The organism is Embleya sp. NBC_00896, assembly GCF_045207785.1.
Lineage (GTDB): Bacteria > Actinomycetota > Actinomycetes > Streptomycetales > Streptomycetaceae > Embleya.
On sequence record NZ_CP108776.1, the window covers coordinates 2,101,972 to 2,121,887 of the forward strand.

Sequence of the window (19,916 nt, forward strand, 5' to 3'; positions counted from 1 at the left end):
ACATCCGGTACGCACAGTTGCCATGGCGTCACACGGATGCAAGCGTGGCGCCATGGAACTCGCGCGGCACGTCGAAGCCCCGCGGCCATCCGGTCCGCGAAGTGCGGGGTGACAACGAAGCTCGGGTGGAGCCCATGAGCCGGACCACCAGGCGGCCGCGCCGGGCCGTCCGGATCCCGGTCACGGCAACTGGCTCATGAGCTTGGCCGTGTCCCGGTGGAGGCTGCACGCTCGCCGGCTGAACGACTGCTGCACCCGCTCACGGACCTCGGCCGGCTGCTCCTGGCTGAGTTTGAACATGCCCTCGGCCCCCGTGACGATGAGCCGGAAGGCGCCCACGCCGGGGACGATCTTCCGAAAGTAGTCGACCGACTCGGTCTGGTCCCAGCCGGCGCCGAACTCCGACTCGAAGGCCAGCGCGGTGGCCCGCACCACGCCCAGCGTCTCCTCCAGCGAGTCGATCTTCTCCACGACGCCGCGTACGTGCACCGAGGTGAAGTTCCACGTCGGAGCGGCCGGCGTCACCTCGTAGACGGTGGGCGACACATAGCCGTGCGGACCGGCGAAGGTCAGCAGCAGGACGGTTCCCGTCTCCAGCGCCTTCCAGTGCGGATTCGCCCGGTTCATGTGCCCGAGCAGGGTGGCCCCCGACAGGTCGTCGGACCACGAACCCGTCATCTGCGGATCGGGGATGACGGGCAGATGGGTCGCGAACGGGCCCGCGGTGACGTCGCCGTTCATGACCGCGAGGGCCAGCGGATTGGCGCGGATCAGGTCCACCATCCACGAACTGTCCGGTTCACGATAGTGGCGGGGAACGAACATCCGGAATTCACACCCTTCGGTAATCTGGCTCACGGTATGGCTCCGACCGGCCGACGCTACCAATGCATTGAGCACCTGCGGCAATTCGAAGAACGGACGCAATGCTGTCCTGTCGACAGGACACGGCCATGGGTACGCGGTGCATCGGGACCCCTTGAAAGGTGGCTCCCGGTCCCTCTAGGTTGGCATTACCGCATTCTTGAGCGTAATACTCAGTACGCCTCTCCCGGGTGACCGGTCGAGATGTTCGAGACCACCAGCCGCAGCCCTGAAGTGAGTCAACCGTGTTCCCGACCAGGGCCTCCGGGTTGCCGCAACCGACCCATTGAAGATGCGGAAGTCCCTGTCGCAGCGACGCTAGCGGGAGAATTTTCTATGGGTACGTTTGGACACGAGATCTACGACGTGGTCGGCATCGGATTCGGTCCGTCGAATCTGTCTCTCGCCATTGCCCTGGAAGAGCACCAGGCCAACGAGCGGACCCGACCTGTGACCGCCGCGTTCTTCGAGCGGCAGCCCGCGTTCGGCTGGCACCGGAACATGCTGCTCCCGTCGACCACCATGCAGATCTCGTTCCTCAAGGATCTGGCCACGTTCCGCAACCCGGTGTCGCGGTTCAGCTTCATCTCGTATCTGCACACATCGGGGCGACTGCCGCAGTTCGTGAACACCCAGGACTTCTTCCCCACCCGGCAGGAGTTCCACCAGTACCTCGAGTGGGCCGAGTCGAGCGTCACCGACCGAGTCTCCTACGGCTCGGAGGTCACCTCGATCCGGCCACCGCGGGGCATCGGGGCCGGGGACGCCGAGCACCTGGAGATCGAGGTCAGGGACGTGCACTCGGGCGCGACCCGGCTCGTCAGGGCGCGCAACGTGACCGTCTCGACCGGCCTCGTACCGCGCATGCCCAAGGGCGTCGAGCGCGACGAACGGGTCTGGCACAGCTCGGAGTTCCTGGCGAAGTTCCGCCGGATGGATCCCGCGGGGCTCAACAGCGTGGCGGTCGTCGGCGCCGGCCAGAGCGCGGCCGAGATCGCCCGGTTCCTGTACGACAGCCTCCCGCACGCCCGGGTCTCGGCGATCCTGCCGGCCTACGGGTACTCCGTCGCCGACGACACGCCCTTCGCCAACCAGGTGTTCGATCCCGGAGCGGTCGACGAGTACTACTTCGGGTCCGACCAGACCCGGGAGGCGTTCTGGCGCTACCACAAGAACACCAACTACTCGGTGGTCGACGACGAGGTGATCAGGGACCTGTACCGGCGCTCGTACGAGGAGGAGGTGCGCAGCAGTCGGAGGCTGTTCTTCCTCAACCTCACCCGGGTCAACGAGGTCAAGCGCTCCGGGGACGAGACTCGGGTGTCCCTGCACTCGCTGCTCGACGACGGCGCCCGGGAGCTCGACGTCGACGCCCTCGTCTTCGCCACCGGCTACGACTCCATGGAGCCCTCCGGCCTGCTCGGCGACCTCGACCGGCACTGCCTGCGGGACGAGGCCGGGCGGCACCGGGTGGGGCGCGACTACCGCCTGGTCACCAACCCCGAACTGCCTTGCGGCATCTACCTCCAGGGCGGCACCGAACACTCCCACGGACTGACGTCCTCGCTGCTGTCCAACATCGCCGTCCGCAGCGGCGAGATCGCCGACTCCATCGTCCAGCGGCGCACCGAGCACGAGTTCGGCCGGGACGTCGCCCTGGAGATCGAGCGGGAGACCCTCTGAGCGCGGCCCGCACCCGACGGCCCGCCGGCGGGCCGTCGGCCCGTCCGCGCTGAAAGCGGCCCGACCGCGGCCGAAGGGCGCACGGTGAGTGCCGTTCCTCCTCGTTCACCAGGACGTGGAACCGGCCGTCCGCGTCATCGAACGGGTTATTGCTCATGGACCCCTCCGATTCGGTTCGCTCACAACACGAGGCATTTCTTCGGGAATCGAATCGCCATTCACCGGCCGGCGAGGAGCAGTGGACCACCGAACGGAAGGTCCGAGGAGTTCCCGCATTACGCTTTCCGCGCCGTGCCGTCGAAAATGGCCGCTTCCGTGGAAGCGGCCACTCGCGCGGGTGCGATCATTCCCGGATGTCCTGGAGACAGGACGATTCCGTCCCCCTGGCCTTTGAATCGTCCGTTGGAGGAGTTGTGGCATGAGCGTCACGGCAGCACGGGGTTTCTCGGCCGCGGGCATATGGGCAGGAATCAAAACCGACGACGCGGCCCGGGTCGGCCGCTCCATCGCGCGGAACAACCTGCTCAAATACGCGATCCACGGCGAGGACCCCAACCGGGGCCGGGGTCTCGCCGCGATCGGCACCACCTCGGCCGTCTTCGAGCCGGGCCGGCTGAACGTCGCCATGAACGGCGTGTGGATCTGCAAGGACGGAGCGATCGGCATGGACAGGAACGCGGTCGACTTGACGGGACGCGAGGTGGTCATCAGGGCCGACCTCGCGGCGGGCGGCAAGTCCGCGACGGTCTGGACCAACGACCTCACCGGCGCGTACGTCCACGAGAACAGCGCGTACTCGTCATGAGAACGAGCACGCGCGAGCATCCCGCGCTGACTCACGCCCAGTCCGTCATCGAGGCCCTGCCGTGGCTGACCCGCCATCAGGGGGTGATCTGCGTGATCAAGTTCGGCGGGCACGCCATGATCGACGACGAGCTGAAGGCCGCCTTCGCCCAGGACGTCGTCTTCCTCCGGCACGCCGGACTGCGTCCGGTGGTCGTGCACGGCGGCGGACCCCAGATCAGCGCCGAGCTCAAACGGCACGGGCTGGCCACCGAGTTCAAGGCCGGCCTCCGGGTCACTCCGCCGGAGTCGATGGAAGTGGTCCGAATGGTGCTCGCCGGCCGGGTCCAGCGCGAATTGGTGGGGCTCATCAACCAGTTCGCCCCGCTCGCGGTCGGTATGACCGGCGAGGACTCCGACACCATCATCGCGGCCAAGCACCGGCCGCTGGTCGACGGCGTGCCCGTGGACATCGGCCGGGTCGGCGAGATCACCCGGGTGAACCCCGTCGCCATCGAAGCGCTCCTGGCCGGCGGCCGGATCCCGGTGATCACCTCCATCGCCCGCAGCGCCGAGGACGACTACGTCTACAACATCAACGCCGACACCGCCGCCGCGGCCATCGCCGCCGCCCTCGACGCGCACGCGCTGGTCGTACTCACGGACGTCGAGGGCCTGTACGCCGACTGGCCGCACAGCAGCGAGGTGATCAGCCGGCTCGCCGCGAGCGAACTGGAGAAGCTGCTGCCCGAGTTGGCCGACGGCATGCTCCCCAAGATGGCCGGCTGCCTGCACGCGGTGCGCAACGGCGTCGGCAGCGCGCGGGTGATCGACGGCCGGGTCAAGCACTCCGTCCTGCTGGAGATGTTCACCCGCGAGGAGATCGGCACGCTGGTCATGCCGGACATCATCGAGGAGGGCGTGTGATGGGCGGGACCGGGAACAGCGGGCTCACCGGGCGCTGGCAGGCCTCGCTCATGGACAACTACGGCACCCCGCGCGTGCCGTTGGTACGCGGCGAGGGTGCCGTTCTCTGGGACGCCGACGGACGGCGCTACCTGGACTTCCTCGGCGGCATCGCCGTCAACGCGCTCGGCACGGCGCACCCGGCCGTGGTCGAGGCCGTCACCGGGCAGATCGGCCGGCTCGGCCACGTGTCGAACCTGTTCGTCACCGAGCCGCCCGTGCTGCTGGCCGAGCGGCTCCTGCAGTTGGCCGGCCGCGCGGGCCGGGTCTTCTTCGCCAACTCCGGTGCCGAGGCCAACGAGGCCGCGTTCAAGATCGGAAGGCTGACCGGGCGCGGTCGCATGGTCGCCGCCCAGGGCGCCTTCCACGGCCGGACCATGGGCTCCCTCGCGCTCACCGGCCAGTCCGCCAAGCGGGCCCCGTTCCTGCCGCTGCCGGGCGAGGTCACCCATGTGCCGTTCGGCGACACCGCGGCGCTGGCCGCCGCCGTCGACCGGGACACCGCGCTGGTGGTCCTGGAACCGATCCAGGGCGAGAACGGCGTCGTCGTACCGCCCGCCGGCTATCTGGCCGCGGCCCGGGAGATCACCCGCGCCGCCGGGGCGCTGCTCGTGCTGGACGAGGTGCAGACCGGTATCGGCAGGACCGGCCACTGGTTCGAGTACCAGGCGCACGGCGTGGAGCCGGACGTCGTCACCCTGGCCAAGGGCCTCGGCGGCGGACTGCCGATCGGCGCGACGCTCGCGTTCGGCCCGGCCGCCGAACTGTTCACCCCCGGCGCCCACGGCACGACGTTCGGCGGCAACCCGGTGTGCTGTGCCGCGGCCCTCGCCGTACTCGACACCATCGCCGCGGACGGGCTGCTCGACCACGTCAAGCGACAGGGCGAGCGACTGCGGCGGGGCATCGAGGCGCTGGACCACCCGCTGGTCGGCGGGGTCCGCGGGGTGGGGCTGCTCCTGGGCGTCGTCCTCACCGCGCCGCTCGCCCCGCAGGTCCAGCAGGCGGCGGAGGACGCGGGCCTCCTGGTGAACGCGACCGGTCCCGAGGTGGTCCGGCTCGCGCCGCCGCTGATCGTCGGGGAGCCCGAGGTGTCGGCGCTCCTGGCCGCGCTGCCCGGGGTGCTGGACCGGGTGTGTGCCGCCGCCGGATCCGGGGGCTGATCGTCCGTACGCCGCGTGTCCGTCCCTGTCCGTCCCCTTCATCGCCCCTGAACTCCTCGACCCCATGGACGAGATGAGCGATGGCCGAGTAGGCGGGAGCCCGGCGCCGTGACCCGGCGAACGGCGGGGCTCCGTCGAGGCAGGCTCAGCCCGCCGCGGCGAGGGTCAAGGGGAGGACTTGTGCGCTGCCCGCCCGGCGGAGCAGGCGGGCGGCGACCGCGAGGGTCCAGCCGGAGTCCGTGTAGTCGTCCACGAGCAGGACGGTGCCCGGAGAGTGTGCCAGGGAACCGGCCAGCTCCTCGGAGACGGTGAAGGCACCGGACAGCGCCCTGAGGCGTTGGGCGGAGTTGCTGCGGCGCACCGCGTGCACGCCGCTCGGCCCGGTGTACGTCAGGGTGCCCAGGAAGGGAAGGCGACCGACGGTCGCGATTCTCTGGGCGAGAGAACCCACCAGTTGCGGGCGGGCCAGGGACGGCACGGCGACGACTCCCACCGGCCGGGCAGCCGCGTCCGGGACATTCGAGGCCCAGCCGCCCGGAGAGCGCGCCCAATCGGCGAGGACCGCCACCGCCGCCCGCAGGACGTCATCGGGCACCGGCCCGTCGGGCGCGTTCTCGGCCAGCAGCGGGCGCAGCCGGTTGCCCCAGCCGATGTCCGAGAGCCGCCCCAGGGCACGCCCGGTGGAACACTGCTCCTTGGCCGGGATACGCCCCTTGAGGTCGATTCCCAGTGCGGGCATCCCCGTCGGCCACATCCGGCGCGGCTCGACCTCCACCCCCGGGCGATCCAGTTCCTTCGCCGCCCCCGTCAACGTCTCCGCGGAAACGGAGGAATCGGCCCAAGCCCCGGCGCAGTTGTCGCAACGGCCGCACGGGATCGCCCCCTCGTCGTCCAGCTGCTCGCGCAGGAACTCCATCCGACACCGGGACGTGCTCACGTAATCGCGCATGGCCTGCTGCTCCGCCGCCCGCTGCCGCGCCACCCACGCGTAGCGCTCGGCGTCGTACACCCACTCGGCCCCCGTGGCCGTCCAGCCGCCCTTCACCCGCTTGACCGCGCCGTCGACGTCCAGCACCTTCAGCATCGTCTCCAGCCGGCTGCGCCGAAGATCCACCGCCGCCTCCAGGGCCGGCACGGACAGCGGCCGTCCCGCGCCGGCGAGCGCCGCGAGGGTCTGTCGCACCTGCACCTCGGGCGGGAAGGCGGTATCGGCGAAGTAGCGCCAGATGGCCTCGTCCTCCTTGCCCGGCAGCAGCAGCACATCGGCGTGAGCCACCCCGCGCCCCGCACGCCCCACCTGCTGGTAGTAGGCGATCGGCGAGGACGGCGAGCCGAGGTGGACCACGAAGCCCAGGTCCGGCTTGTCGTAGCCCATGCCCAGCGCCGAGGTCGCGACCAGCGCCTTGACCCGGTTCTCCTGTAGGTCGACCTCGGCCTGCAGCCGGTCGGCGTTCTCCGTGCGCCCCGTGTAGGAGGCCACCCGGAAGCCGCGCTGCCGCAGGAAGGCGGTGGCCTCCTCGGCCGCGGCCACTGTCAGCGTGTAGACGATCCCGGAGCCCGGCAGTTCGTCCAGATGTTCGGCGAGCCAGGCCAGGCGGTGCGCGGCGTCCGGCAGTCGGACCACACCCAGCCGCAGGCTTTCCCGCTCGAGCGGGCCCCGCAGCACCAGGGCCTCACCGGCACCGGTGCCCAATTGCTCGGCCACATCCGCGGTGACCCGCGCGTTGGCCGTCGCGGTGGTGGCCAGCACCGGCACCCCGGGGGAGAGCTCGGCGAGCATCGCCCGCAACCGGCGGTAGTCCGGCCGGAAGTCATGCCCCCAGTCGGAAATACAGTGCGCCTCGTCGACCACCAGCAGACCGGTGGTGGCGGCCAGCTTGGGCAGCACCTGATCGCGAAAGTCCACGGAATTGAGACGTTCCGGACTGACCAGGAGAACGTCGGTCTCGCCGCGTTCGACCTCCTCGTGGATGGTGTCCCACTCCTCCGGGTTGGCCGAGTTGATGGTGCGCGCCCGGATACCGGCCCGGGCCGCCGACTCGACCTGGTTGCGCATCAGCGCCAGCAGCGGCGACACGATCACCGTCGGGCCGGAACCACGCCGGCGCAGCAGAACGGTGGCGACGAAGTACACCGCCGACTTGCCCCAGCCGGTGCGCTGCACCACCAGTGCACGCCGGCGCTCCTCCACCAGAGCCGCCACCGCCTGCCACTGATCCTCCCGCAGCCGCGCCGAACCCCCCGGGGCACCGACGAGCTCGGCGAGGATGGCGTCGGCTTCGGTGCGCAGTTCCAGATCGTCCATGCCCCCATGCAACCCGATGACAAGGACAATCGGCCAATCACTCGAAGGGACACCCGCGACCGCACGGACACGGGATGGACGTTCACGGTCGCGGCCCGCCTGCCGCGCCGGGCCGGCGCCCGCGCGTGGTGCCCCCGGTGCTCGCGATGGAGGGGTGACGCGGCGCGCCCACCCCCGTTTCGTCACGCGAACGTACCGGACGATTACTCGTACGTGTTGCCGACTTCCCCGGCGTCACGCGAGAATCGACACGGCGCTCACTTCACTTTGCTGTACGGGCCTCGTCGGCGCCCATCCGCCGCGAGCCGCCCGTCGTCGGAGCGTGCGCCGCCGTCCGTCTCGGACAAAGGAGGACCGTGCACTTCGCCGCAACCGCCTCCCTGGCCCCGGCTCGCCCGGGGGAGCCCACCGGCATGCCGTCCCGATGGTTCGACCCGGAGACGTGGCGAGCCCGCGGGATCCCGCTGCTGCGCGACCCGCGCGCGCTGCTCAAACGGCTGCACGCGCTGCACGAACCGATCGCGCGCACGGCGGTGGTCACGGTCCTGGACGGGTCCGAACGCCCGGTGGCGAGCGCGTCCTTCGGGTTCGGGGCGAGCCGCACGGACGGCTGGCGGTGTCGCAACCTGATCCTGGCGAACCTGCGCCTGATCGTCCCGGACGACCTGCGGCGGAGCACCCCCACGCACACCACGGTGCTCGCGCTGTACCGCGACGGCAGGCGCGACTGGGAGGCGGACGACGGCCGCTGGATGTGGGGGCTGCACGACGCCTGCGTGCTGCACGGTCTGCGGTGTGGCGCGTTCGCCATCGTGGCGAACGACGGCTGGCGGGTGGTCGCCGACGGCCGTTCCGGGCGGACGCCGGCGCTGCGCGCGGGCAGCCGGGTCGGGCCCGGCGGCAGCACGCCGATCAGGGCAGCGGGCATCGTCCCGACCCGCGCCGCGACGGAACTGCCGCAGGTGCGGTACCTGCCGGAGACGGGGCCCACTCCCCTGATCCGACCCTCCGCGTCCTGAGGACGCGTGGGATCAGGCGGTGAGACCGCGCGCCGCGAGCCAGTCGACCAGATCGGTCGTGACCGTCAACGCGTGGTCCTGCACGAGTTCCGGGCTCTGCAGCCGAGTGCGCAGGTGCTGCGCGTGGAACGGTTTGATCCCGGAGATCAACTTGCGCACCCCGAACACGTTGCAGAACGCCCGGTCGTCACCGGCCGAGAAGGCCCGGTCCCATTCCTGGCGTTCGGCTCCGATCAGGGTGATGTAGGCGTACCGATTCAGATAGCCCGACAACATGTCGATGACGGTGCTACAGGCCCGGTACTGCTGTATTTTCAGCCGGTCCTCCTGGTCGCTGAGGAACCGGTCAAGGAGCTGCGCGATCGACGGCGATTCCGACATGGCAACGAACCGTAGCCGACCTTGGGGATTCGCGGGGCAGGGGGCCCGAGTTCGGTCGGACCGGATGCGAGCGGGCCCCCTACGTGCTACTACACGTGCGACCGCGTGCTACGCGACACCGGTGAGCGCGCGCACGCGCTCGATGTCGCCGCACACGGTGACCGACGCCCCGGCCGTGAGCGCCGCCGTCAGCACCTGGCCGGCGTTGCCCTCGTCGGCGAATCCGTTCACCACCACGACCACCGCGGCCCGCCGCAGCGGACGCGAGGCCGGCAGCGACGCGTAGAACACGTCCTTGCCCTCGTCGTACTGGCGCCAGTACTGCGTGGCGCCGAAGGTCTCCTCGTGCTGCTGCCACGGGTGGGCCCCACCCGTGGTCAGGACGAGGATCGAGCCGGGCTCGGCGCCGGACTCCAGGAGCGCGTCGACCGCGTCGTCGGCGACGTCGAAGACGTTCTCGGCGGTCGCGGGCAGCAGCGTGACGCGCGGTGCGACGGCGGGAGCCGGCTTCGCGGACTTGGCCGGCTTGGCCGGGGCGGGCTTGCCGGCGGGCGGGGTCGCCTGCCGCGGCACGGCGGGCTTGGGCGGGCCCGGCTTGGGACCGGGGCGCGGCCCGGGCTTGGGCGCCGCGCCGGCGGACGGGCGGGGTACGGACGGGGCATCGGGTGCGGACGTCGCGTCCGCGGTGTTTTCGGCAGTCACCGGATTCACAGTCATGTCTGGGGAAGGCTCGGTTCGTTCGTGGCGGTACCGGGATGCCCGGCGGTGAGGAGACGCGGGGAGGGATCGGTGGAGTCCCGTTCCCCGGAGAACACACGCGGCATGGTGGCAGTCCTATCAAAGCCGCGCGGGGCGTGCCCACCCAGGGTGGTCCTGGGGTGTGGCCCGGGCATACGACGGCGCATCCTACGATGCCCCGTCAGCTCGGCCGGATCAATCGTCCACCACCACCCCGTGCTCGGTCACCAAAGCTGCCAGGCCCTCCGCATAGCCCTGTCCGACCGCCCGCAGGCGCCAGGAGTCGCCGCGCCGATAGACCTCGGCCAGGATCATGACGGTCTCGTCGCCTCCGCTCAACCGGAATTCGGCGAGTCGACGGCAGGTCACAGGGTCGACGATACCGACGGTCACGGGTACCTGGGCGAAGGTGGTGCCACTCGTGGCGTCCAGCGCGAGTGCGACGAGGACCCGACTGCGGCCCTCGGGCAGCGTCGTCACGTCGATCTCGACCGAGTCCGAGCCCGGTTCCACGTCGTCGGTGGTGCCGGTCTGCAGCTTGCCGGCCAGCCGAACCGCGCCGCTCGCGTGCACCGGTTGGTTGAAGAACACCAGGTCGCCGTCGTCACCCACGCGGCGCTCGTCGTCCAGGACCAGGGCCACCGTGTCGCCGTCCGCCTGACCGGGCGCCCACCACGCGGCCTCGATCCGCACGGTGCCGGCGAACGGCCCGAGGTCCTGGATCGTGACCGCCTGACCCCGCGTCAGTTCCCGTGGGGGCGCATCGGCGGGACGCGGTGCGGGCTTCGGCGGCGCGGTCGGCGCGGGGGCGGGCGGCGGCGGGTGGTCCGGGGGCGGCGGTGCCACCGCGGAAACCGGCTGTGGCGGCGTCTCCGGGCCCGGCACGGGCGGCGGGGTGGTCGGCATGGTGACCTGGGTCGCCGGCACCTCGGGCGGCGGCGGGAGCAGGTCGGGGACGGTGGCCTCGAGCACCTCGGCGGCCGACGAACCGGACGCGACCGGCAGGTCGGCCGCGGTCGGCGGCGGCGGGATGCTCGGCAGCGTCGCCCCGGTGCCCGGCACCGGCGCGGGCGTGGTGGCGGACGCGGAACCGGACACCGGCGTCGCCGCGGCCGCGGTCTGCGCCTCGGTCGCCTCGAACGCCTGGGTCGGCATGACGTCCGGGACGCCGTCCACGGGGGTGTCGTAGGGCCGGTAGGGGCCCGGCGTGAAGGCACCGCCCGCCGCGGCCGCCGGGGCGCTCGGCCGGGGCAGCATGAAGCCGCTCGTGGTGCGCGGCATCCCGGGCAGGGCGTGCGCGAGCGACGCGGCGGCCACCTGGGAGGCCGCGTCGGCGGCGCTGCTGCGGCCCCGTTCGAGGTCGGCGAGCAGCGCGAGGAACACCGGCTCGATCAGCACCCGGATGCCGCGCTGGCGGGCCCAGTAGGTCCGGTCCGCGGACTCGTCCGGGTCGGCTACCACGAGCACGTCCACGCGGTCGTGGATCCCGGACGCCACGGACAGGTCGGCGCGCGCCATCCGACGCTCCAACTCGCCCCGGGTGACCGCGAGATAGCCGTGGAAGAGCACGTGCAGGCCCGACTCGAGCGGCCGGCCGCGGGCCAGGATGCGCGGCCCGCCGTGGCCCTGTTCGACGGTCGAGCGGGCCATCTGGACGATCTCGTCGAGCGCGGTGCGCGGGATGCCCAACTGCGCGGCGACCCGGGTGAGGTCGGCGCGCTCCTCGCGGTCGATCGGCCCGGCCGCGACCATCGACGCGGCGAGCGCGGTCACGTACAGCCGGTCCAGGTCCTTGCGCTGCTCCTCGGAGATGCCCAGGGACACCGCGAGTTCGGCCAGGTCGATCGCCTCCTGCGGGGTGATCACCCGGTCCTCCAGGGCCGCGTCGAGCACCGCGAGGTAGCTGTCCGGGCCCTCGCCCACGCCGGTGGGCGGCCCGTACGCGCGGGCCTTCTCCAGGTAGGACACCGCGTCCCGGCGCCGCACCTGCTCGGCCTCCTCGCGCGCGCGACGCGCGACGTGCGCGTCGTCGCGGGTGAACACCCGCGGCGGATCGGCGCTGCGGCGCGGCCAGTTGAGCGAGGCCGCGACGGTCCGCGCCTGCTGCCAGTGCCGGGCCTCGCCCGCGCCCCGGGCCAGGTAGTGCTCCAGGAGCCGCGCGGTGCCCATCGCCTTGGCCGCCGCGCCGTGCCCGCTGTCCACCGGCACGTCGGCCGCCTCGCAGCACGCGAGCAGCGTGAAGCGCGGCGCCTCGGGCAGGTGGTGCGGCGCCTCGCGCATCGTGCACACGGTCGTCAGCGGCGGCACGGTCGGCCGGCCCCGGCGCTGGAACTCGCGCTCGACGAAGCCGACGTCGAAGCGCGCGTTGTGCGCGACCACGACGCGCTGGCGCAGCAGCTGCGCCAGCCACGGCGCGACCTCCGCGAACGTCGGGGCGTTCACGACGTCGTCGTCGAACAGCCCATGGGCCTGGAAGTCCCCGGCCGGACCCTGCGGATCGAGCAGGGTCGTGAAGAACTCGGTCACGCGGCCGTCGAGATCGCATTGAGCGACCGCGATCTCGATGATGCGATGTCGATGCGGAGACAATCCCGTCGTCTCCACGGCCACCACCGAGTAGCCGGGGCATTCGAGGCGATCACCGATGCGCACAGTCACCCCCCAATGATGATGTGCCCGGTGCGGCCTCCTTCAGTCGCATCCCGGCAAGCCCGACCTGCGGCGCGCGTCCACGGTACGCGCTCGCGACCGGTGCGGGGTACGGCGCGACCGATCGGGCGTACCGTACCGCTGGTGACGTCTCGTCAGATATGACGCTGGGTCAGGACGTGCTCTCCGAGGGCTTCGGAGTACCGACCTTGATTCCCTTGAGGACCGTGTCGAGTACGGCCTTGTCGGGAGCCTCGGCTGAATTCTCCAGCCTGATCACCACGCACGGGTACTCGCCGTCCGCGTTCTTCGCGTCGATCGCCACGACCTGCGCCCACGCGGTGTCCGAGTTCATGCGCAGGGCCTCCGGAGTGCCCCGGACCTTGATCCGCACGACGTGCGCCGGGTGGCCGTCGACCTGAACCGCCTTGTCCAGCTCGGTGTCGGTGACCTTCACCTTGCCCTTGGAGTCGCCGACGTCGTTCTTGAGCTCCGCGATCAGCTCGTCGAACGAGTCGGCCTTCTGCGTCATGATCGACAAGTCGGCGCGGTAGCACTTGTCGTCCGAGGACTCCTCGTCGGAATCCGAGGAGCTCGTGGATTTCGTGGAGCCGGAGTCCGAGGTCCCACGCGACGAGGACTTGGTCGCGCACGGCCCCTCGAAGCCCTGCTCTGCGGGCGAATCGGACTTCGGGACGACCCAACCCTCGAGCCTGGGCACGGTGATTCCGGTCTCGGGGTCGCTCACGCTGCCGGTCACCGCGACGTTCTTGTCGCCGTCGTCCCCGCCGAGCACCACGAGGAGCGCGGCGACGATGCCGCCGACCACGACCAGGGCCAGCACGCCCAGGCCGATCGCCTTCCCGCGTCCCGGTCGGACGCCGAGTTGCTGCGGCCCGGGCTGGTATCCGCCCGGGTAGCCGCCCTGCGGGTAGCCGCCCACGGGCGGCCCGCCCGGCGGCGTACCGACCGGCGGCGGCGGGATCTCGCCCTGCCCGCGCGCCCGGGTCGAGGCGGTCCACTGCGCCCCGTCCCACCAGCGCTCGGAACCGGGCGAGGACGGGTCTTCGTACCAACCGGGAGGGATCGAGGCAGTCACCCGCGTGACGCTACAACCGGGCGCGGGCGGCGCACGACACCGCCCGCCAAACGTGACCGATCGGAAACCGTCGCCGGTCACCCCAGGTCGAAGCCGAGTTGCCCGTCATCGATCGGCGGCAGCGGGCGGGGGCGCTTGAGGTGCCGCCACTCGGGCAGGTCGTCCCAGTAGGCCCAGGACATCCGGTGCAGCGGCGTGGGGCCGTGCTCGACGAGCGCCGCGCGATGCACCGGGGCGGGGTAGCCGGCGTTGCTGTCGAAGGCGTACGCGGGGTAGTCCTCGCCGAGCCGCGCCATCATGCCGTCGCGGCGCACCTTCGCGAGCACCGAGGCGGCCGCGACGCTGATGCACGACTGGTCGCCCTTGATCACGCAGCGCACCTCCCACGGCGTGCCCAGGAAGTCGTGCTTGCCGTCCAGCACGATCGCGTCGGGGCGGATCGGCAGCGCCTCCAGGGCCCGGACCGCGGCCAGCCGCAGCGCGGCCGTCATGCCGAGTTCGTCGATCTCGCCGGGGTCGGCCGTGCCGAACGCGTACGCGGTCACCCACGGGTCGACCGCCGCGGCCACCTCCTCGCGGCGGCGCGCGGTGAGCAGCTTGGAGTCGGTGAGGCCGGCGGGCGGCACGGACAGGTCCGTGACGGCCGCCGCGACCAGCACGGGGCCGGCCCACGCGCCGCGGCCGACCTCGTCGACCCCGGCGACGGTGAGCGCGCCGCGGGCGATCAGCTCGCGTTCGACGGTGTAGGTCGGGGGCGCGGGTTTGCCGGACGGCTTCGACCGCGGCGCGACGACCTTCTTCGCGACGACCTTCTTCGCCTTCGTGACGACCCGCTTCGCGCCGACACCGCGCCCGGCGGCGGCCTGCCCCGTGGTGGACTGCTTCACGCCATCCACCGTAGATCACCCGTCAGCGGTGTCCGACCACCGTCTCGCGCTCGCCGTCGGCGAGCGACATCGGCGGCCGCGGCTCGAAGTGCAAGGACACCCCGCCGGCGCGCAGCCGTTCGCGCAGGGCCTTGGCGCCGGCCGGCCCGGAGAGCGCGGACTCGGCCTCGGCGGTCGGGTCGAGTTCGTTGCCGAGGCGGTCGGTGAGGGTGCTCGCGCCGGCCCAGTTCGGGCGCAGCCTGCCGTGCCCGGAGTCGGTCCACGCGCGGCCCAGCAGGGCCGCGAGCGCGCCCGCGGTGTCGTCGCCGTGGCAGCCGACCAGTTCCGCGCCGCGGCCCTCCACGAGGAGCCCGAGCACGCCGCCCAGGCTCACGGGGTACTCGACGCCGGCTCGGCGCGCGGACATCCCCAGCGCGGCCGCCCGGCGGGCCTCGACGAAGCCGACCACGTGCTCGAGGTACACCTCGTCCGGCAGCTTCGCGAGGCCGTCCAACGGCGCGAACCCGCGCGGCCCGAGATGCCCGTCGTCGTCGGTGACCAGCAGGTACGGGTGCACGTGGGCGAGCAGGCGGGCCGGTTCGGACAGCAGCGAGCCGCCGTCCAGGTCGCTCCCGCCGGGCACGCCGCGCCCGTCCAGGGGGCGGGCCCGCAGCCGCTCGATCCGGCCGGACACGGCGCCGGTGGGGGCCGCGGCGGCCTCGGCGGTGTGGAAGACGCGGAATCCGCCGATCGGGTCGCGCGGTACGCAGCCGGCCTCGATCCCCCGGTCCAGGAACTCGATCCGGAAGCGGGCCCAGTTCTCGCGCACGGCCGCGAGTTCGGTCAGCGCGTCGATCACCGCTTCGGTGCCGTACGCGCGCGCCGCGGCCCGGTCGGCCGCACGCTCCTCGAAGCGCACGACGGGGGCGCACACCCGCTGGTAGAGCCGGGCGAAGCGGCCCGCCGCGACGCCCGGCGCCCCGTGCCCCGCGAGCGCGTCGGCTATCCCGACCACGGCGTCCACGCCGTGACAGGCGATCCGATCCGCGAGCGGCGGCCGACGGCGCCGGCTGTGCCCGAGCGCGTGCGCGATCGCGACCCGAAGGCGGCGCCCGCTGAGCGTGTGCGGCAGGACGGCCCCGAGCACCAGGTGCCGGCGCAGCCACGTCCCGGGCCGGCGCACCACGCGCAGCTCGCACGCGGTGCCGCCGGTGAGCACGATCCCGTCCGGCGCGGGCACCCGCAGGTCCTCGGCCACGTCCCGGACCAGTTCCCACAGGACCGGCTGCTCGTCGTGGTCGACGGCGAGGCCGGCCGGCAGCCGGCGCGGGCCGGTCAGTTCGACCAGCAGCGCGGTCAGCGCCACCATGCCCAGCCCCCACAACACGGCACCGCCGGAAGTGAAGAAGTGCCCGCCGTCCACGATCGTGCCGACCACGCACGCCACCAGGACGAGCGGCAGCGCGAGCACGGCGTAGAGCACGCCGAGGAGCGTCACTCCGGCGAGTGCGCGTAGGCCCGTCCCTGCGCCCATGGGTCCCCCTCGAAGGAAATTCACTCGTTCGGGGACGACCCTAGTCCTGAGGCGGGGAGGGTTTCGCTGTTCTCGGATTCGGCGCCGGTGGTCGGCCGCGATCGGTGCCGGCCGACTACGGCAGCAGCGGCTCCAGCAGGCGGTGCGGCGTACGCATCGCCCGGGTGACCGGGTCGTCGCGGTGCAGGGTGTTGGCGCCGGGACCCGGGGCCACCTCGGTCTCGCCCGGGGCCGCCGGCGCGCCGCAGGTCGCGCAGACGCCGTTCGGGTCGACCGCGCCGCCGCACCCCAGGTGCCGGAAGAGTCGGCACGCGACGCCGTTCTGCACGTGCTTCTCGCCCCACCGGGCCATGGTGCGGATGATCGGCCACAGGTCGACGCCGCGCTCGGTGAGCACGTACTCCTCGCGGGGCGGGGAGAGTTGGTAGCGGTGCTTGTCGAACACGCCCGCCTCGACCAGCGCCTGCAGGCGCGCGGAAAGCACCGCGCGTGGGATGTCGAGGTGCGCGAGGAAGTCGCTGTAGCGCCGGACGCCGTAGAAGGCGTCCCGCACGATCAGCAGCGTCCAGCGCTCGCCGACGAGTTCGAGCGTGCGGGCGAGCGCACAGTCCTGTTGCCCGTAGTCCTTGCCCAGAGCCATACGAGCACTTTAACCCCGCCTCGGTTCATTCACCGAACCTTTGCTGCTACGTTTCTCCGAGCAAGCCTCGGTTCGTTCATCGAACCGACTCGGCAGGACTCGACCGCCTCGAGTCGACCGTCTTGGGGAGCACAGCCATGTCCACCGCCACGCCCACCGCCCTGCGCGCCGCGCCGAGGGCACCCGATCCCGACGCCGCCGGTCCCACGGTCGCGGTCGTCGCGCTGGGAACCCTGCTGCTGCTGACCGCCTACACGATGCCGATCGCGATCGTCCCGGACACCGTGCACACGCTGCACGCCGGCCTCGGCGGCCCGGCCTGGATCCTCAGCGCCATCGGGCTCGGCCTGTCCGCCGCCCTGCTGATCACCGGCAGCCTCGCCGACGACCTCGGCCGCCGCCGGGTCTTCACCGCCGGCGCGCTCGGCCTCGCGCTGTCGTCGGCGCTGACCGCGCTCGCCCCCTCGCTCCCCTGGTACGTCGCGGGGCGCGCGCTCCAGGGCGTCGCCGGGGCCGCGATCATGTCGGCCGGACTCGGCCTGCTGGCGCACAACCACCGGGGCGCCGCCCGCGGCCGGGCGATGGCCGCCTACGGCGCGTCGATCGGCGGCGGCATGGTCCTGGGACCGCTGGCCGGCGCCGGACTCTCCCTCGTGCACCATTCCGCGCCCTACTGGGCCACCGGCGTCGCCGCCCTCGGCGTGGCCGCGGTGGCGCGCCGGATGCCCGAATCGCGCGCCGAGCACCCCCGCCGCCCCGACGTCTGGGGCACCCTGACCCTGGGACCGGGGCTCATCGCGCTCACCGCGGCCCTCATCGAGGGCCGCCAGGGGTGGCAGCGCCCCGTGGTGGACGGGCTCATGGTCGTCGCCGTGCTCCTGCTCGCCGCCTACGTCGCGATCGCCCTGCGCTCGCGGGCGCCGATGCTCGACCTGCGGATGTTCGCGCGCCCCGCGTTCTTCGTCGCCACCTTCGGCGCACTGGTCACCGGGGTCGCGGTGATCGGCGTCGCCGCCTACCTCGGCACCGCGTTCCAGAACACGCTCGGCCTGAGCGCGCTGCAGTCCGCCCTCCTGATCGGCCTGTGGTCGGCCGTCGCCGCGATCACCTCGTTCGTGTTCGGCCGCGTGCACGTGCTCCCCGAGGCCCGACACCGCTTCGCCGCCGGGCTGCTGCTCGCCGGCGTCGGCTTCGTCGGCCTGTACGGGCTCGACGCCGGCGACACGTGGCCGCGCACCCTCCCCGGCCTGCTGGTCGGCGGCTTCGGGGTGGGCATCCTCAACACCGCGCTCGCCCGGCTCGCGGTCGAGAGCGTGGCCGCCGACCGCGCGAGCATGGGTTCCGGCGCCAACAGCACCGCGCGCTACATGGGCGCCTCGATCGGCGCCGCGCTCGTGATCACCCTGGTCGACGCGGGCGGCATGGACCTCGCACTCCTGGTCGCGGCCGGCCTGACCGTCCTCGGCGCGGCCGTCACCCTCGGCCTTCACCAAAGCGAATAAACCTACAAAACCATCCAACCCGGACACTCGACCGCGACGCCGGGCGCCGCGTCTGGAAAACTCGGGTCATGTGACGAGCGACGTGCAATCCCCAGCGACGGATCGACCCGCAGCGCCGGCGGGTCGCCGTCGTTTTCGGGCACTCGCGAACGCGATAGTCGAGCGCCCCTACCTGATCACCGCCGGCCTGATCGGCCTGATCATCGTCACGGGCGTGAACGGCCCCGACTGGCCGGCGCAATACTTCCGGACCTGGCTGATCCGCGACCACGGCACCTACCTGTGGAACAACCAGTGGTACGGCGGGCATCTGCTCCCGGGCTACAGCATCCTCGCGCCGGTGATCGCGTCCAAGATCGGCACCGCCACCCTCACCGCGCTGTCCTGCGTGACCTCCGCGTGGGCCTGGGACAAGCTCCGGGTCGGCGCCACCGACCTCGCCCGCCGGGTCGGCAGCTGCTGGTTCGCGGTGATGTGCAGCGTCGATTACCTGATCGGCCGCACCCCGTTCGCGCTCGGCGTCGCCGCGGGCATGCTCGCCATACTGGCCGCGCGCCGCCGACACCCGATCTGGGCGGGCGTGGCCGCCTTCCTGTGCGGCCTCTCCAGCCCGCTGTCCGGGGCGTTCCTGATGCTGGTCGCGCTCGCCTGGGTGCCCAGGGAGCGGGTCTGGCCGACCCGGCTGTGCTTCGCCCCCGCGGCGATCGGCCTGGTCGCGGCGCTCGCGTTCCCGAACGAGGGGATGTTCCCGTTCCCGTGGTGGCGGTTCCTGCCGATCCTCGCGTTCGCCGCGGTCGGCCTGGTGATACTGCCCAAGGAACAGCAGAGCGCCCGCCGCTTCCTGTGGCTGTACGCCGCGACCGCGGTCCTGTTCTTCTTCGTGCCGACCTCGCTCGGCGGCAACCTGGCCCGGCTCGGCGAGCTCACCTCCGGACCGCTGATGGCGGTCGTGCTGCTCTCGGTGGGCCGGCGCCGGCTGGTGGCGCTGCTGGCCCTACCGCTCCTGGTGTGGCAGTTCCAGTCCGCCGCCCTGGCCATCACGCACGACATCAAGGACTCGCCGGGCGAGAAGCCGCAGTACTACGCGGGGATGGTCGACTTCCTGAAGAAGAACAACACCCACCCGCTGGGCCGGGTGGAGATCCCCTTCACCCGCGGCCACTGGGAGTCGGTGTTCGTCGCCGAGCACATGCCGCTCGCCCGCGGCTGGGAGCGCCAGCTGGACCGCAACTACAACGCGGTGCTCTACCAGAAGGACCTGACCGAGGCCGAGTACCGCGCCTGGATCGACGAGACCGGCGTGCGCTTCGTCGCGCTGCCCGACATCCCGATCGACCCGTCCGCGATCCCCGAGGCCGAGCTGATCCGCAAGGGCGTCCCCTGGCTCAAGCCGGTCTACGCGGACAAGGACGGGCACTGGCAGATCTGGGAGGTCGAGAAGCCGACCCCGATCCTGGAGGGGCCGGGCGAGTTGACCGAGCTCACACCCAGCCGGTTCTCCTTCGAGGCGCACTCCGCGGGCACGTTCATCGTCAAGATCCACCCGACCTTCTGGGTGACCGCCGACCGGCCCGAGATCGAGATCAAGGCCACCGTCGACGAGTGGAGCCAGATCACCGTCGACCGGCCCGGACCCGTGACGGTCTCGGCCCGCGACTCGAAGCTGTTCAAGGGCAAGGGCGGCTAGCCGACCCCAGGGCCCGGCGCGCTCACGGGTCCCGTCC

Annotated in this window: 15 protein-coding genes and 2 pseudogenes; 7 read left to right on the plus strand and 10 right to left on the minus strand. The window is 72.1% G+C overall.

All coding sequences use genetic code 11. The annotated features are described in order from the left end of the window. Positions 1–180 precede the first annotated feature (180 nt). Complete coding sequence (locus tag OG928_RS09385; protein ID WP_406281555.1) at positions 181–825, minus strand: FMN-binding negative transcriptional regulator; 645 nt, start codon at positions 823–825, stop codon at positions 181–183. A 375-nt stretch (positions 826–1,200) separates the two neighbouring features. Between OG928_RS09385 and OG928_RS09390 the strand changes: the two genes are divergently transcribed. Further along, positions 1,201–2,547 (plus strand): lysine N(6)-hydroxylase/L-ornithine N(5)-oxygenase family protein, encoded by a 1,347-nt coding sequence (locus OG928_RS09390; RefSeq protein ID WP_406281558.1) that lies wholly within the window; start codon positions 1,201–1,203, stop codon positions 2,545–2,547. 91 nt (positions 2,548–2,638) lie between these two features. Here the strand turns inward: OG928_RS09390 and OG928_RS09395 are convergent. Further along, positions 2,639–2,704, minus strand: a pseudogene (locus tag OG928_RS09395) (MbtH family NRPS accessory protein); the annotation flags it as partial. A gap of 321 nt (positions 2,705–3,025) precedes the next feature. Between OG928_RS09395 and OG928_RS09400 the strand changes: the two are divergent. From OG928_RS09400 to OG928_RS09410, 3 genes and pseudogenes are all read left to right on the plus strand, one after another. Continuing rightward, positions 3,026–3,352: pseudogene (locus tag OG928_RS09400) on the plus strand (bifunctional ornithine acetyltransferase/N-acetylglutamate synthase); the annotation flags it as partial. Beyond that, positions 3,349–4,257 (plus strand): acetylglutamate kinase, encoded by a 909-nt coding sequence (gene argB / locus OG928_RS09405; RefSeq protein ID WP_406281561.1) that lies wholly within the window; start codon positions 3,349–3,351, stop codon positions 4,255–4,257. The pseudogene OG928_RS09400 and the gene argB, both read left to right, overlap by 4 nt. Then, the gene (locus OG928_RS09410; RefSeq protein ID WP_406281564.1) at positions 4,257–5,459 is read left to right on the plus strand and encodes an acetylornithine transaminase; all 1,203 of its coding nucleotides are present in this window, start codon (positions 4,257–4,259) and stop codon (positions 5,457–5,459) included. The genes argB and OG928_RS09410 overlap by 1 nt, the downstream gene beginning before the upstream one ends. 145 nt (positions 5,460–5,604) lie before the next feature. Here OG928_RS09410 and OG928_RS09415 read toward each other — a convergent pair whose 3' ends face one another. Then, complete coding sequence (locus OG928_RS09415; protein WP_406281567.1) at positions 5,605–7,764, minus strand: RecQ family ATP-dependent DNA helicase; 2,160 nt, start codon at positions 7,762–7,764, stop codon at positions 5,605–5,607. Between the two features lie 356 nt (positions 7,765–8,120). On the opposite strand from OG928_RS09415, the gene OG928_RS09420 reads away from it, so the two are divergent. Then, entirely contained in the window at positions 8,121–8,783 is a 663-nt protein-coding gene (locus tag OG928_RS09420; protein ID WP_406281570.1) for a hypothetical protein, read from the plus strand. A 12-nt stretch (positions 8,784–8,795) separates the two neighbouring features. On the opposite strand, the gene OG928_RS09425 is transcribed toward OG928_RS09420, so the two are convergent. The 7 genes from OG928_RS09425 to OG928_RS09455 all read right to left on the minus strand — a co-directional run bounded on the left by OG928_RS09425 (position 8,796) and on the right by OG928_RS09455 (position 16,690). Continuing rightward, positions 8,796–9,164 carry a hypothetical protein gene (locus OG928_RS09425; RefSeq protein ID WP_406281573.1) on the minus strand — a complete coding sequence of 123 codons (369 nt, stop codon included), beginning with the start codon at positions 9,162–9,164 and terminating at the stop codon, positions 8,796–8,798. Positions 9,165–9,272: 108 nt separating this feature from the next. Then, a complete protein-coding gene (locus OG928_RS09430) occupies positions 9,273–9,866 on the minus strand; it encodes a hypothetical protein (RefSeq protein ID WP_406281576.1) in 594 nt (197 codons plus the stop codon). Between the two features lie 231 nt (positions 9,867–10,097). Further along, positions 10,098–12,560, minus strand: coding sequence for a TerD family protein (locus OG928_RS09435; RefSeq protein ID WP_406281579.1), 2,463 nt, complete (start codon positions 12,558–12,560; stop codon positions 10,098–10,100). A gap of 163 nt (positions 12,561–12,723) precedes the next feature. Beyond that, positions 12,724–13,650, minus strand: coding sequence for a DUF2510 domain-containing protein (locus OG928_RS09440; protein ID WP_406281581.1), 927 nt, complete (start codon positions 13,648–13,650; stop codon positions 12,724–12,726). A 77-nt stretch (positions 13,651–13,727) separates the two neighbouring features. Beyond that, the gene (locus tag OG928_RS09445; protein ID WP_406290871.1) at positions 13,728–14,378 is read right to left on the minus strand and encodes a ribonuclease HII; all 651 of its coding nucleotides are present in this window, start codon (positions 14,376–14,378) and stop codon (positions 13,728–13,730) included. A 181-nt stretch (positions 14,379–14,559) separates the two neighbouring features. After that, the gene (locus OG928_RS09450; RefSeq protein ID WP_406281584.1) at positions 14,560–16,050 is read right to left on the minus strand and encodes a hypothetical protein; all 1,491 of its coding nucleotides are present in this window, start codon (positions 16,048–16,050) and stop codon (positions 14,560–14,562) included. 115 nt (positions 16,051–16,165) lie between these two features. Further along, positions 16,166–16,690: a winged helix-turn-helix transcriptional regulator gene (locus tag OG928_RS09455; RefSeq protein WP_406281586.1), complete on the minus strand. Its 525-nt coding sequence runs from the start codon at positions 16,688–16,690 to the stop codon at positions 16,166–16,168. Between the two features lie 137 nt (positions 16,691–16,827). On the opposite strand from OG928_RS09455, the gene OG928_RS09460 reads away from it, so the two are divergent. Both OG928_RS09460 and OG928_RS09465 read left to right on the plus strand, forming a co-directional pair. Further along, complete coding sequence (locus tag OG928_RS09460) at positions 16,828–18,192, plus strand: MFS transporter (RefSeq protein ID WP_406281589.1); 1,365 nt, start codon at positions 16,828–16,830, stop codon at positions 18,190–18,192. Positions 18,193–18,274: 82 nt separating this feature from the next. Beyond that, positions 18,275–19,879, plus strand: a complete 1,605-nt coding sequence (locus tag OG928_RS09465) for a hypothetical protein (protein ID WP_406281592.1) — start codon at positions 18,275–18,277, stop codon at positions 19,877–19,879. The last annotated feature ends 37 nt before the right edge of the window (positions 19,880–19,916 follow it).